At 60.0% G+C, this 14,515-nt stretch carries 13 protein-coding genes; 8 read left to right on the plus strand and 5 right to left on the minus strand.

What is annotated here, in order from left to right; genetic code table 11:
- The first annotated feature begins 15 nt into the window (after positions 1-15).
- From wecB to AWB80_RS07255, 8 genes are all read left to right on the plus strand, one after another.
- On the plus strand, positions 16-1,161 hold the full coding sequence (gene wecB / locus AWB80_RS07220; protein ID WP_208635623.1) for a non-hydrolyzing UDP-N-acetylglucosamine 2-epimerase: 1,146 nt from the start codon (positions 16-18) through the stop codon (positions 1,159-1,161).
- 28 nt (positions 1,162-1,189) lie between these two features.
- Positions 1,190-2,428, plus strand: coding sequence for a UDP-N-acetyl-D-mannosamine dehydrogenase (gene wecC / locus AWB80_RS07225; protein WP_061173977.1), 1,239 nt, complete (start codon positions 1,190-1,192; stop codon positions 2,426-2,428).
- Complete coding sequence (locus AWB80_RS07230) at positions 2,425-3,663, plus strand: hypothetical protein (RefSeq protein WP_143327986.1); 1,239 nt, start codon at positions 2,425-2,427, stop codon at positions 3,661-3,663. The genes wecC and AWB80_RS07230 overlap by 4 nt, the downstream gene beginning before the upstream one ends.
- On the plus strand, positions 3,660-5,027 hold the full coding sequence (locus tag AWB80_RS07235; protein WP_143327987.1) for an O-antigen polymerase: 1,368 nt from the start codon (positions 3,660-3,662) through the stop codon (positions 5,025-5,027). The genes AWB80_RS07230 and AWB80_RS07235 overlap by 4 nt, the downstream gene beginning before the upstream one ends.
- Positions 5,028-5,066: 39 nt before the next feature.
- A complete protein-coding gene (locus AWB80_RS07240) occupies positions 5,067-5,867 on the plus strand; it encodes a heparin lyase I family protein (RefSeq protein WP_160147418.1) in 801 nt (266 codons plus the stop codon).
- Positions 5,864-7,003 carry a glycosyltransferase family 4 protein gene (locus AWB80_RS07245; RefSeq protein WP_087131096.1) on the plus strand — a complete coding sequence of 380 codons (1,140 nt, stop codon included), beginning with the start codon at positions 5,864-5,866 and terminating at the stop codon, positions 7,001-7,003. The genes AWB80_RS07240 and AWB80_RS07245 overlap by 4 nt, the downstream gene beginning before the upstream one ends.
- Positions 6,984-8,198, plus strand: a complete 1,215-nt coding sequence (locus tag AWB80_RS07250; RefSeq protein ID WP_061173982.1) for a prenyltransferase/squalene oxidase repeat-containing protein — start codon at positions 6,984-6,986, stop codon at positions 8,196-8,198. Before AWB80_RS07245 ends, AWB80_RS07250 begins: the two co-directional genes overlap by 20 nt.
- A 121-nt stretch (positions 8,199-8,319) precedes the next feature.
- Positions 8,320-8,949, plus strand: a complete 630-nt coding sequence (locus tag AWB80_RS07255; protein WP_279628641.1) for a WecB/TagA/CpsF family glycosyltransferase — start codon at positions 8,320-8,322, stop codon at positions 8,947-8,949.
- Between the two features lie 468 nt (positions 8,950-9,417).
- Here the strand turns inward: AWB80_RS07255 and AWB80_RS07265 are convergent, their stop codons facing one another.
- From AWB80_RS07265 to AWB80_RS07285, 5 genes are read right to left on the minus strand one after another with little or no spacing between them, the layout of a single operon-like run.
- The gene (locus AWB80_RS07265) at positions 9,418-10,515 is read right to left on the minus strand and encodes a TraB/GumN family protein (protein ID WP_061173984.1); all 1,098 of its coding nucleotides are present in this window, start codon (positions 10,513-10,515) and stop codon (positions 9,418-9,420) included.
- Positions 10,516-10,559: 44 nt separating this feature from the next.
- Complete coding sequence (locus tag AWB80_RS07270; RefSeq protein ID WP_061173985.1) at positions 10,560-11,564, minus strand: peptide ABC transporter ATP-binding protein; 1,005 nt, start codon at positions 11,562-11,564, stop codon at positions 10,560-10,562.
- Positions 11,561-12,553 (minus strand): ABC transporter ATP-binding protein, encoded by a 993-nt coding sequence (locus tag AWB80_RS07275; protein WP_061173986.1) that lies wholly within the window; start codon positions 12,551-12,553, stop codon positions 11,561-11,563. Before AWB80_RS07275 ends, AWB80_RS07270 begins: the two co-directional genes overlap by 4 nt.
- Before the next feature lies 1 nt (position 12,554).
- Positions 12,555-13,475 carry an ABC transporter permease subunit gene (locus AWB80_RS07280; protein ID WP_061173987.1) on the minus strand — a complete coding sequence of 307 codons (921 nt, stop codon included), beginning with the start codon at positions 13,473-13,475 and terminating at the stop codon, positions 12,555-12,557.
- Between the two features lie 10 nt (positions 13,476-13,485).
- Positions 13,486-14,496 (minus strand): ABC transporter permease subunit, encoded by a 1,011-nt coding sequence (locus tag AWB80_RS07285; RefSeq protein WP_061173988.1) that lies wholly within the window; start codon positions 14,494-14,496, stop codon positions 13,486-13,488.
- Positions 14,497-14,515 lie beyond the last annotated feature (19 nt).

Here is a 14,515-nt window from a genome sequence, read left to right on the forward strand (position 1 = left end):
AATAGGCTCACTTCTGTGAAGAAACTGCTGTTTACATTCGGTACGCGTCCCGAGGCAATCAAGATGGCGCCACTCGTCAAGCGTCTGGCACGCGAGGACGGCATCGAGTGCCGCGTGTGCGTCACAGGCCAGCATCGCGAGATGCTCGACCAGGTGCTCGCGCTGTTCGATATCCACCCCGACTTCGATCTGAACATCATGAAGCGCGGGCAGGATCTTTATGACGTCACCGCCGCGATTCTCAGCGGCATGCGCGACGTGCTTTCGACGTATCGCCCGGACATGGTTCTCGTGCACGGCGACACGACCACCACGATGGCGACGACGCTCGCCGCGTTCTATCAGCGCATCGCCGTCGGGCATGTCGAGGCGGGCTTGCGCACCGGAAATCTGACGTCGCCGTGGCCCGAGGAAGCGAACCGCAAGCTGACTGGCGCGCTGGCGTCGCTGCATTTCGCGCCGACCGGCCGTGCGCGCGACAACCTGCTCGCCGAAGGCGTACGCGATGAGTCCATCGTCGTGACGGGCAACACGGTCATCGATGCGCTGCTACAGGTGCGTGAACGTCTGGCGAACGACGAGGCATTGCGCGCACACGCCGATCGGGCATTGCCATCGTTCGCGCCCGGCCGACGGCTCGTGCTCGTTACAGGACATCGACGCGAGAGCTTCGGTGGCGGCTTCGAGCGGATCTGCGCCGCCCTCGCACAGGTCGCGCATGCGTCGCCGGATGTCGACATCGTGTATCCGGTGCATCTGAACCCGAACGTGCGCGAGCCGGTGAATCGCTTTCTGACGGGCATCGGCAATGTTCATCTGATCGAGCCGCTCGACTATCTGCCGTTCGTGCGGCTGATGGATCGCGCCGATCTCATCCTGACCGATTCGGGCGGCATTCAGGAAGAAGCACCTTCACTCGCGAAGCCGGTGCTCGTGATGCGCGAGACCACCGAGCGTCAGGAAGCGGTCGATGCGGGCGTGGTGAAGCTCGTCGGCACGGACACGCGCGCGATCGTCGAGAACGTCACGCATCTGCTGCGCGACGCCGATGCGTACGCGGCGATGAGCCGTGGCGCGAATCCCTATGGCGACGGCCGCGCATGCGACCGGATCGCGACCGCCCTGCAACGGCTGGAGCCTGCGTCCGCTCTGGCCGCCTGAATACTCCCGGCAATACAGAAGAAAAGTTATGGAATTCGAAACTATCTCCGTCATCGGTCTTGGCTATATCGGCTTGCCGACGGCGGCGGCATTTGCAGCGCGTCGCAAGAAGGTGATTGGCGTCGATGTGAACCAGCACGCCGTCGACACGATAAATCGCGGCGAGATCCATATCGTCGAGCCCGAGCTCGACATGCTGGTGCACGCCGCGGTGACGCAAGGCCATCTCAAGGCGACGACGACGCCGCAAGCCGCCGATGCGTTCCTGATTGCGGTGCCGACACCTTTTTCCGACGGTTTCAAGCCCGATCTCTCGTATATCGAAGCCGCCAGCCGCACGGTCGCGCCCGTGCTCAAGAAGGGCGATCTCGTCGTGCTCGAGTCGACTTCGCCTGTCGGTGCGACCGAGCAAATGGCCGCCTGGATGGCCGAGATGCGGCCGGACCTGAGCTTTCCGCAGCAGCGCGGCGAAGCCTCCGATATTCGCGTTGCGCATTGTCCCGAGCGGGTGCTGCCGGGGCATGTGATTCGCGAGCTGGTGGAGAACGATCGCATCATCGGCGGGATGACGCCGCGATGCAGCGATGCGGCGCGCACGCTCTATCAGACCTTCGTCACCGGCGAGTGCGTGATCACCGACGCGCGCACGGCCGAGATGTGCAAGCTGACCGAGAACGCGTCGCGCGACGTGGGTATCGCGTTCGCCAATGAGCTGTCGCTGATCTGCGACCGGATCGACATCAATGTGTGGGAACTGATCAAGCTCGCCAACCGCCATCCGCGCGTGAATATTCTGCAGCCGGGGCCGGGTGTCGGCGGGCATTGCATTGCGGTGGATCCGTGGTTCATCGTCGATTCGGCGCCGGATGAGGCGCGGTTGATTCGTACTGCTCGGGTTGTCAACGATTCCAAGCCGCACTGGGTGATCGAGCGGGTCGAGCGCGCGGCGAAGCGTTTCAAAGAGCCGGTGATCGCTTGTCTGGGGCTGGCGTTCAAGGCGAACATCGATGATTTGCGGGAGAGTCCGGCGGTGGAGATCGTCGCGGCGCTGGCCGACAAGCGCAGTGCCGGGATCGTCGTGGTCGAACCGAACATTTCGGAGCTGCCCGAGAAGCTCAGGGGAAAGGTCGAACTCCGCGACCTGGCTAACGCGATCAGTGTGGCGGACATCGTCGTACTACTCGTCGAGCATCGCGAGTTCAAGGGACTCGATAGCAACCGGCTGCAATCGAAAGTGCTGATCGACACAAGAGGCGTCTTCGCGTGATGCTCAAGTGGCGTAGCTGGCTCGGACGGGTCGAGGCGCTGATCTGCACAGGCATGCCTGGCTTGTACCGTGTCGTCGTCTTTGCCTCCGTTCAGCGCGTCTATTCGACGATGGACCTCGGGCTGACGGCTTCCTGTATGTCGCTTGCGCAACTGGCTGCCTTTTTTTCGGGGATTGGCTGGGCCAGCCTGATCCTGGTGCGCGTTCCCATGGCGGCGGACAGACGACAGGCAATCGATTCGTTCTATTCGGCAGCAACCATGGCGGGGACGACGGCGATTGCAGTGTGCTGCGCTTCGTTTGTCGTGGCGGCAGTTTCGCCCTCCGCCATCGACGCGTCGTCATTCGCGCTATTGCTATGCGGATGGTCGATGTATCAACTCGCCCGTCACTACTTTGTCGCGTGCAAATCGTATCGCGTGGCGGTGCTCTTCGATTTTGCTTTGATCGGCTGCTCGTACGTTGCGCTATGTTTGTGCAGGGCCCATGGCGTGCCGGCCTCCGCTGCGCTCGCATATGCGCTGCTGGCGGTTTCGTTCTGCATGTTCGGGGCCATCGGCGCGCCATCTCGCGCGGCGCTGGATCATCGCTTCGACGTCAAGGGCTTGCAGTCTGGCATGACCGGCTTCCTTTCCAGTGGCGTCAATTTGCTGTTCGTTCCCATCGCCTCGCTCACTTGCGGTGCGGAGTTTGCAGGCGGCTTCTCCCTGCTCTCGTCGATCACCGCCGTGGCCGTTCTGCTTCCCCGGGCTGTCTCTATGACGCAGTTGCCGGAGTTGGCGAAGCTGGTCGCGTCCAATAAGCCGATCCAGTCTACCTTGCAGACGATGCATCGCACGGTTCGGGGCTCGAATGGCGGAGTCTTGGGATTGAACGTCGTTTTGGTGGCAGTAGTCGTGTATTCAGGCGCAGATGGCATCAACTTCCATTACCGGAACGCATTGATCATCGCGGGCCTGCTGCTCTCGATGCAATATGCGGTCGCAATGTCGAGCGCTGTCCCAAGCAACGTGATGATGCTCTTCGAAAAGGCTGGCGCGGTTGCTCGCGTCAACATAAAAACGACGTTTGCGTTTGCTGTCGCGTGCGCACTCCTAGTGTGGCTCGGCGGAACGGGTGGCTTTTTGTCTGTGCTTGCGGCGGCCGTGGTCACGGCGGCAATCAGAAACGGGCTTATCGCGAAGCTCGCACGCCGCGCTTCTGAATCCTACGCCCGCAAGATTCTAGTGTTGTGAATAATCCTCTCGACAACAAGCAAGAATATCGCGCGATGCAGCGGCCTTCCGTTCCGGCGAATCAAGATGCGCCTGTTCGAATGAACAGGACGCCGCCCATGCATCAGAGACGAGGCGGGAGGCTTTTGCTTCTTCACCTGATGTCGCCGATCTCGTTTGCGGTCTTTGTCGGCGTCGTCCTGTTGCTGACTGGCATCGACAATCCTATTGGTTGGGCGTCCACTTACTTTTATTTCACGGGTGCGACGCCATCCTACGGATTGACCTATCTAGTCTCGTTTGTCGTCGCGCTATGGCTCACCGGAATCTCGATGCGTACCGGCAAAGCACCAAACGCTGGCAATTCGGTGAACATCGCCCCCCTGCGTATCGATCCGCGGTTTGCTTTTGCGCTATTCCTCGTTGCATCAGTCTTCCAGTTATCGAAATTCGCAAACATCGGGTCGATTCCGCTGCTCGGCGATCCGATGGCGAGATACAAGCTGACACTTGGCGGATTTGAGGACTATCCCTCACGGCTACTCGCACCGTTGTCGACGGCCTTTTTCTGCTTCGGCGTTTTAGGAGTAAAGAACAACCGTATCGCGCGGATATTCACACTAACGATAGGTATTTCTCTGAATTTGATGATGACCCAGCGGCAGGAGCTGGCCAATATCGTCTTCGGCTGCGGTCTGATTTGGGCGTTCAATCGCCGCGCGAAGCTGCGGATCATTCTGCCTTTCGCGATACTTACGTTGATCGCGGTGTACGTAATTGTCGGCTTGGGCGCAATGCTGCGTTATGGTGGAGGCGACACTATATCGAGGTCGGTCTCCACATTAATGCTTCCCATCTGGATTGTACACGCTGAAATTACGGTTCCCTATGTCTTCGGCGAACACATCGTCACCGCGCTGAATGGAAACATGCTCTATGGTCTATACACGTTCGGAGAATTTATCGCGATCTTCTCGCCTGTGAAGATCGCGCATGGTGCATCTTTAATGCAGCAACTTTTTACAAACAGAGATACCGCACAGTCGGTTGGCGCTCCGTACAGTTACCTCATTGATTTCGGATACGCCGGTTTAATTTCTGTTGGATTCGTCAATGCGTTCATCATGGGGTTCTATTACAGGAAGGTGTCGCTGAACAACACGTCGAGCTATTGGATTACCGCCTACTCCGTTGTTCTGCTCTCGTCATTCTGGAGCATTCGTTCCGGAATCTCGCTGTTCTATCCGCTGGTCATTTACATCTTATCCGCGCTTTTTTGTGTGACAAGCGGTGGCTCACGCGCGCTGGTCCAGATGCGATCTGTGGTTCGCTTCTTTTTCGGCATTTCGCTTCTCGTGTCTTCCGGCGCCTTGGTATTCCGCTAAAGACAACAGGTGAGAACGGTTCTCATGGGATCAAATAAAATGAAAACGCGCGGAGATCTAGTCTTCCTACTTTGGCTTTGTTTCGCTCTGCCGAGACTAGGCGCAGCGGCGAACAATGGATGCCAAGGAGGAGATGACGGCCGATATGCCGTCTCATACTCTACTTCCTGGAAAAGCGGGATCGATCAACGCATTGAGCGACAGGCATCGCGAACGGACGCGCTTAGGGTTGTTCATGTCCCCGAGTTTCAAGGATCCGCGCTACGGGGATCGATGAGAATTGACGACGATTTTACTGGCGTCGCGAATGGCGTTCCGAGAGTCGAACTCGCCTTTGTTCGTCTGACGCGTTTTGCTGTGAGCGGAGACTATGAAATTCGCTGGTCAACGATGACCCCACCTGACTACGAATTCGATCGCAAGCAGCCAGAAATCATCACGCAGATACATCAATCTTTCGGATTCGGTTCACCTCCGTTTTCCCTGATGCTTGCGGGCGATCACTATCAGGTTGACGTTCGTGGCCGTCCCGCTGTCAAGAACATCACGTTCGGCGATACGAAGAAGGATCGCGGGAGAGTCGTCTGTTGGATGCTTCGCTATAGACCCGACGATACCGGTGCTTTTGCGGTCACTGACCTTTATAAAGACGGTGCGCTCGTCGTACGCGGCGGCACATCGGCGAACGCCTATCCGAACGACAGAGATGCCTATTTGAAAGTCGGAATATACAAGTGGGATTGGAAAGTGCGTCCCTCAGATGTATCGGAAAGAACCATGTATTACGGCGATGTCGAAGTCAGAACTCGCGTCGAGTCCGAAAAACAGGTCAATAAATGAATCGGGTGCGCTTTTCTATGAAAGGGAATGTCAGCAAGCGCTGCGCAGTGCAGGTCTTGCACGTCGGCCCAAATAAGTCAGCGAAAGGGGGAATCGCGTCTGTTCTTAACGGCTACGCTGAGAACAGATCGTTGTTCGAAGCGCAGAATTACGACGTCCACTTCAGTGCGACGTGCGGGCATCAAGGTGCTGTGGGAATTTTCCAGTATTTGTCGGCTTGGTGGCGTGTCGTGCGGGAGTCAGCGACCCGACAAACTGACATTGTGCATATACATACTTCGATTAAAGGCTCTCTGCTGAGAAAGTGGCTGCTTGCGGCGACGTGCATCGGATTGCGCCAGAGGTATGTCGTGCATATTCATAGCGGCGCGATAGCGCATTTTGTTGACGATTTACCTGGTCCAGCGCGTATTGCCGTCAGTTGGATGTTGAGGCACGCCTCTCAAGTCATTTGTCTTTCGCGAGAAGTGCACGCCTGGTTAATGCGGCGGCACATGTGCGAGTCGGGCAAGTTTCAGCTGATTTATAACGGAATAGCTGATATGTCATCTGTTGAAGCCACGCGTCCGCCACTTTCTGGGCCTCCCGTCATGCTGTTTCTTGGACGACTCAGCGAAGCGAAGGGTTTGGCCGTGCTACTTGAAGCGGCCGAGGCGCTCAGGAATCAGGGTCACTCATTCCGCCTTCTTTTAGGAGGGGACGGAGACGTGCGGACGTTGACAACCGACATCGACCGCAGAGGTCTGTCGGGCGTAGCGGAATACCTCGGTTGGGTATCGGGCGATTCGAAAGCGCACCTGCTCGCAACAGCAGACATATTCCTTCTTCCTTCTCGTAGCGAGGGATTCCCGGTGTCCATTGTTGAAGCCATGGCATCAGGAATCGCGATCGTTTCAACGACCATCCCGGGTGTCGTTGATGCCATCACGCATGAGCAAGAAGGCCTCCTTGTGCCGCCCGATGATGCGGATGCGCTTACTGACGCGATTCGAACGTTGATTTGCGAACCGGCTTTGCGTGGGCGACTGGGGGCGGCCGCCCGACAGCGCTTTCTTGACCAATTCACGATTCAACGTACGGTCGAGAAACTCGCCCGAACATATCAACAGGTGATGGATGACTCATTTCCAAAATAGTCCGCTTGCGGCCGAAGCCAACGCAATCGCCAATGCGTTGCTGAAAAACTGCCGTGCCGACAACTACGCCGGTTACGATCCGTTCGACGCTTTGAACAGTGACCTGTTCGAACGTGTCGGCGGTAAAGTGTGGCCTTTGGGGTGCGTCGCCTGGTTGCAGTTGCATAAACGCAGCCCCGTGAACGTCCGTCCGCTTGTGGCCGTACCCAAGCAGCGCAACCCGAAGGGCATCGCGCTGATCGTGCTTGGTCTGCTGGAGCGCTATAAATACCTCGATGATGACGCCGAGCTTGCGGAAGCAGTGGAGTTGGGCAAATGGCTTCTCACGCAAAGCGTAGACACCGATGCATGGCGTCACCGAGCGTGGGGTTATCACTTTGATTGGGCCGCCCGCGCCTTCTATGTGCCGCGCGGCAAACCTAACGCGATTACCACCTGTTACGTCGCGCGTGCGCTGTATGCGCTCGGACAGGTAACGAGTAATGGTGTGTTCATCGAAGCTGCAATCGATTCTGGCTTGTTCCTCGACTCGTTGTACACCAACGATGTCGGCGTCGAATATTATGCGTACATCCCCGGCGAGTCCGCGTTTGTGCACAACGCAAGTCTTTGGTCTGCAGCACTCGTGGCAGAAGCTGCGGTGCGCGTGGGTAACGACGATATGCGCGATCGAGCTCTGCGAGTGGCGCGACAGTCGGTGTCGATGCAGCGCACTGATGGCGCGTGGATCTATGGCACGAGGGGGCACCACGGCTTCATCGACGGTTTCCATACCGGCTACAACCTCGAGGCTTTGACGCTGCTGCAGGAAACGACGGGCACCGCAGAATTCAGCGAGGCGATCGACCGGGGCATGGACTATTACAGGCAGCACTTCTTCTTGCTCGACGGCACCGTCAAGTATTACCACGACCGTACTTGGCCGCTCGACACTCACTCGGTGGCCCAAGCAATCGTTACATTGTTGAAGGTTGGCGGAACTCGTAACGATCAGTTCCTTGTCGAGCGAGTATTGAGCCGTGCCAAAGAGTCCCTTTATATGCCAGCAGAAAAGCGTTTTGTTTATCAAAAAGGGCGTTGGGTGACTAATCGCATCAACTATTTACGTTGGACGCAGGCTTGGGCGTTTTACGCATTGAGCCTTTACGCCGCACACGAAACGAATCAACCAGAGCCGCATCATGCATCGCATTGAACTCTTTTCATGTCCAATGGACGTCGCAACGATGGAGGAAAGCGTTGATTGGATTCGCAGGCGCGTCGAGCAACGAATATTCACACAGCACGTCGTAATCAACGTCGCGAAGCTCGTTCACATGCAAGGCGACCCTTCGCTTGCGGCATCGGTGAAGGCGTGCGACATCATCAACATCGACGGCATGGGCATTGTCTGGGGCGCGAAGTTGCTCGGCATACCTGTGCCAGAGCGCGTGGCTGGTGTCGATCTGTTCGAGCGCCTGCTCGCCATGTCGTCCGAACGCGGTCTATCTGTATTCTTGCTCGGTGCGACACAGCACGTCGTCGAGCGAACGGCCGATGTCGTGCGTGCGCAGCACCCGGAACTACAGATTGCCGGTTGCCATCACGGCTACTTCTGGGACGACGAAGAGCGCATCGTCGACACGATTCGAGAGTCGGGCGCGCGGATGCTCTTTGTTGCGATCACTTCGCCAAAAAAGGAGAACTTCATCAACCGATGGCGGGAGCGGCTGGGCGTCGATTTCGTGATGGGCGTGGGCGGCACGTTTGACGTCGTCGCGGGCAAAGTGCGTCGCGCGCCGCGCTGGATGCAGCGTGCCGGGCTCGAGTGGCTGTATCGCGTCATTCAGGAACCTCGGCGCATGTGGAAGCGCTATCTCGTCACCAATGTCCGCTTCGCCCTGATGTTGCTGAAATTACGCACGACACGTGGAAAGCTTCCTCCGGTATCGCCGCCGCAACACTGATTCGCCGCCAAGGGCGACGGTCGCTTCATGAGCTCATGATTTATATCTTCCGGTTCTCCAATTTACTGTATCGACTTCGCATACCGTTGTTGCCATGGATGCTGCAGGTAATCAATCGCATCGTTTTTTCAGTCGTCTTGCCGCCTTCAGTGAAGGTGGGACGCAACGTCACGTTTGGCTATCAGGGACTAGGTATCGTTGTGCATAGCAAGGCTGTGCTCGGCAGCAATATCGTGATAGCGCCAAACGTCGTAATCGGCGGTCGGGGCGGGCCCGGCGCGCCAGTGATCGAAGACGATGTGCTCTGGCGCGGGCGCTTGCGTACTCGGCCCGGTCGTTGTTAAAACGGGGGCCAGGATCGGCGCGAACGCCGTCGTTTTGAACGATGTACCGCCTCGGGCTACGGTCGTTGGGGCAAGGGTCCGCGTCTTTACGGTTGATTGAGGAACGAAGGCTTCGCATTTGCCCTCACCCCCCCACCACCACAAACCCCCTCTTCCTCAACAACTCCACCACCCCCCTCGCCCCCCCGAGATGCAACGCCCCGATCGCCACGAACACCGGCTTATCCGGCCCAGCCAGCCCAACCATCCGCTGCACGAACCTTCGATTCCGCTCATACACCACCCGACCATCCACCTGCGCCGCCAGCGCCGGATTCCTCGCGAGTTTGCTGCTCTTCGCGTCATCCCAGGCTTTCAAAGCGTCCGCGTCGCCGATGCGCCATAGCCGGTGCAGCTCCTTCACATCCGCGACATTCTCCGCCGGCGTCTGCACCAGATCCTGCGCGAGCATCTCCCGTTGCTGCGCCGACGTGAGCCGCGTGAACGTCGTGATCTGCTCGTTCAGCGTCTCCAGCCCGACGATCTTCCCCCCCGCCCGCAGATAGACGTTCTGCAACTGCGCCTCGGTCCCGTACTCGCTCTGAAAGCCCGCCTTCAACGTGTCGTACGTTTCGATCAGCATCGACGCGAGCCACGGCCGCGTGTGCCGCAACTCCTTCAACGCTTCCGGATTGTTGCGCATGCGCGTCTCGACCTTCTTCCACATCGCGTCCGGCAGATAGTCGATCAGACATTCGCTGCGACACATGCCGTAGCGGTTCACATCGTCCTGAGAGAGCAGCAGTTCGTCCGGAGAGATTTCGAGCGCCAGTGTCGGCGATGCATCCAGCGCCGCGAGTATCGGTTTGCGAAACGGTTGCTCGGGCGGATAGTCGCTCGCGAATCCCACATGGAGCGTGCCAAGCAGATAGATGGTCGTCGTACCCTTGGTCGCGACGTAGAACGGCATGCGCGGCGGCTGCGCGCGCACCGGGCCGCTCGCCGTGGTGCCTTCCGATCGGTCCGCGCGCGGCGGTGGAGGCGGAGGCGGATTGGACGGCGCGGCGGCGGACCCCGCATCGCCCGCGGCCTGCGGCGTGCGCGATCCGACTACCGCGAACCCCGGCGGCGAAACCGCGATGCCCGCCGCAAACAGCACAAACGACAGCACGATGGCTGTCGCTTGGGCGAACGCCGCGCGCAGGAAGCGCGGCTTGTCGTAAGAATCCGGCACGACCGACATCTTAAAACATCCGCGTGACGCGGCGCGCGCAGTCCCGGCGAGATTCAGGCCTCGCCTTCGCCGACCTCCTCGGCGCGATGACACGACACCTGACGTCCATCGACCGGACGCAGTTTCGGCTCCTCCACGCGGCATCGCTCGATCGCGTACGGGCAGCGCTGATGAAACGTGCAACCCGACGGCGGATTGAGCGGCGACGGCATCTCGCCCTGCAGCTTGATCTTGATGGTCCGGTCTTCCTCGAAGATTGCAGGCGTCGCGGACATCAGGGCGCGCGTGTACGGATGGCGCGGCTTCGCGAAGATCGTCTTCTTGTCGCCCACTTCGGCGACGCCGCCGAAGTACATCACCATCACGTCGTCGGCGATATGCTCGACCACCGACAGGTTATGCGAGATGAACACGTAGCTCGTGCCGAACTGCTGCTGCAGATCCATGAACAGGTTCAGGATCTGCGCCTGGATCGACACATCGAGCGCGGACACGGGCTCATCCGCGACGAGAATCTGCGGATCGAGAATCATCGCGCGCGCAATGGCCACGCGCTGGCGCTGCCCGCCCGAAAACATGTGCGGATAACGCGTCGCATGCTCGGGCCTCAATCCGACAGTGCGCATCATCTTCGCGATGCGCTCGGCGCGCTCCGTCGACGAGAGCGACGTGTTGATCGCGAGCGGCTCGCCGAGCGTCTGCTCCACCGTCTTGCGCGGATTCAACGACGCGAACGGGTTTTGAAACACCATCTGCACGCGCTGCCGCAACTCGGCGATCTTTGCCTTGCTCGCGCCCGCGACATCATCGCCGTCGATCAGCAGGCGGCCCGACGTGGGCGCTTCGATCATCGTCAACTGGCGCGCGAGCGTGGACTTGCCGCAGCCCGATTCGCCGACGACCGCGAGCGTGCGCCCACGCCTCAGTTCGAACGACACGCCGTTGAGCGCCTTCACCGTGCCGTGCTTGAACGCGCTGCGCTTCACGTCGTAATGCTTCGTGAGCTGGTCGGCGGCGAGCACGATGTCCTGACTGATTTCCTTCGGTACGGCGTTCATCGCGCGCCTCCTTCCACCACCACATCGATGTTCAACGGCTTGATGCAACGCGCGCGCACGGCCGGATCGTTCTTGTCGAGCTGAAGCAGACCCGGCCTGCCCTTCCAGCAGTCGTCGACGACATACTTGCAGCGCGGTGCGAACAGACATCCGCTCGGCCGGTCGTCCTTGCCCGGCACCATGCCCGGCAAAGCCGCGAGGCGCTCCGCACCGCGCGAATGCTCGGGAATCGCCGCAAGCAGCGCCTCGGTATACGGATGATGCGGGTCGCTGAAGATCGTCGGCACGTGATTCGTTTCAATGATCTCGCCCGCGTACATCACCGCGACGCGCTGCGCCACTTCGGACACGACGGCCAGATCGTGCGAGATCAGCACAAGCGCCATGCCGCGTTCCTTCTGCAGCTTGACGAGCAGTTCCATGATCTGCGCCTGGATCGTCACATCGAGCGCGGTGGTCGGCTCGTCGGCGATCAGCAGCTTCGGATTGCACGCGACGGCCATCGCGATCATCACGCGCTGGTTCATGCCGCCCGACATCTGATGCGGAAACGCGTTGATGCGGCTCCTCGCGTCCGGAATGCCGACCTGATCGAGCAGTTCGAGGGCGCGCTTGTTGAGCGCATCGCCGCGCAGACCTTCGTGCAGTTTCAGCACTTCCTTGATCTGATAGCCGACGGTATAACTCGGGTTCAGGCTCGTGAGCGCGTCCTGAAACACCATCGCGATGTCCTTGCCGATGATCCTGCGACGCGCGCGCGCCGACGCCTTCAGCAAGTCCTTGCCGTCGAACGTGACCTGATCGGCGGTCACTTTGCCGGGCGCATCGATGAGGCCCATCAGCGCCATCATCGTGACGCTCTTGCCCGAGCCGGACTCGCCCACGACGCCGACCACTTCGCCCGGCTTCACGGAAAGATCGATGCGATCGACGGCCTGCGTGCCGCCGAACGTCACCTGCAAATTACGGATAGTCAGTAGATCGTTCATGTCAGCCCATCCGCTTGAGTTTCGGATCGAGCGCGTCACGCAGACCGTCGCCGAGCAGGTTGATGACGAGCACCGAGACCAGAATCGACAGACCCGGCATCGTCACGATCCACCACGCGCTTTCGATGTAATCGCGCGCCGATGCCAGCATCGCGCCCCACTCCGCCGCCGGCGGTTGCACGCCGAGACCGAGGAAGCCGAGCGCGGCGGCATCGAGAATCGCTGAGGAGAAGCCGAGCGTCGCCTGCACGATGAGCGGCGCGGCGCAGTTCGGCAGCACTTGCGAGAACATCAGCCGCACGGTGCCCGCGCCCGCGACGCGCGATGCCGTCACGTATTCCTTCTGCAATTCGCCGAGCGCCGACGCGCGCGTGAGGCGCACATAACCCGGCAACGCGACGATCGCGATCGCGAGCATCGTGTTGACGAGCCCCGGCCCGATGATCGCCACGACGGCGACCGCGAGCAGCAGCGACGGCAACGCGAGCAGCACGTCCATCACACGCATGATCGGCGTATCGAGCCAGTTGAAGAACGCAGCCATGAGCCCGAGCACGACGCCCGGAAGCAACGCGAGAATCACCGACACGAAGCCGATCCAGAACGACAGCCGCGCGCCGTACATCAGACGCGAGAGAATGTCGCGGCCGGCTTCATCGGTGCCGAGCGGGAACATGCGGTTGCCGCCTTCGAGCCACGCGGGCGGAATCTTCACGTAATCGCGGTATTGCTCGATCGGGCTGTGCGGCGCGATCAGCGGCGCGGTGAGCGCGATGAGGATCAGCACGAGCACGATCACGCCCGCGACGACAGCGCCGCGATTGCGCGAGAAGTTCGCCCAGAACTCGCGCGCCGCGACCATGCGGCCGGACGGCGGCGGCATCACCGCCTGCGGCGGGAGGTTGTTTTGAATATCGGCCATATCTTTACAGTTACCTCGTATGGCGAATGCGCGGATTCAACACGCCGTAGAGCAGATCGACGACCAGATTCACGACGATCACGAGCGTCGCGATCATCAGAATGCCGCCTTGCACGACCGGATAATCGCGACGCGAAATGGCGTCGATGAGCCACTTGCCGACGCCCGGCCACGAGAACAGCGTCTCGGTCAGCACCGCGCCCGCGAGCAGCGTGCCGACCTGCAGGCCGATCACGGTCACCACGGGAATCAGCGCATTGCGCAGCGCATGCACGACGATCACGCGCAGCGGCGACAAACCCTTCGCGCGCGCCGTGCGGATGAAGTCCTCGCGCAGCACTTCGAGCATCGAGGAACGCGTCATGCGCGCGATGACCGCGAGCGGAATCGTGCCGAGCACGATGGTCGGCAGAATCAGATGCGACAACGCCGATTTGAACGCGCCTTCGTCGGTCGAAAAGATCGAGTCGATCAGCATGAAGCCGGTGACATGCGGAATGTCGTATTCCACCGCGATGCGGCCCGACACCGGCGTCCAGCCGAGCTTGGCCGAGAAAAACATGATGAGGATCAAGCCCCACCAGAAGATCGGCATCGAATAGCCGGTGAGCGCGGTGCCCATCACGCCGTGATCGACGACCGTGCCGCGCTTCAGCGCCGCCGCGACGCCCGCCGGCAGTCCGACGACGAGCGCGAAGATCATCGCGCAGATGGAGAGTTCGACGGTCGCGGGAAAGCGCGCGAGGAACTCGCCCATCACGCTCGTATTGGTGATGATCGAAGTGCCGAGATCGCCCTTCAGCGCGTGGCCGACGTAGGTCAGATACTGGATCGGAAGCGGCTGATCGAGGCCGAGGCGCTTCATGGCTTCGGCGTGCATCGCCGGGTCGACGCCGCGCTCGCCCATCATCACTTCGATGGGGTCGCCAGGAATCAGGTGAATGAGCGCGAACGCGAGAATCGTAATGCCGATGAACGTCGGTATCACCATTCCTATGCGTCGCAAAACGAATCGGAACATGATCGCCTTTTTTCGGTAT

Origin of the sequence: Caballeronia pedi (assembly GCF_001544915.2) — a bacterium.
GTDB lineage: Bacteria > Pseudomonadota > Gammaproteobacteria > Burkholderiales > Burkholderiaceae > Caballeronia > Caballeronia pedi.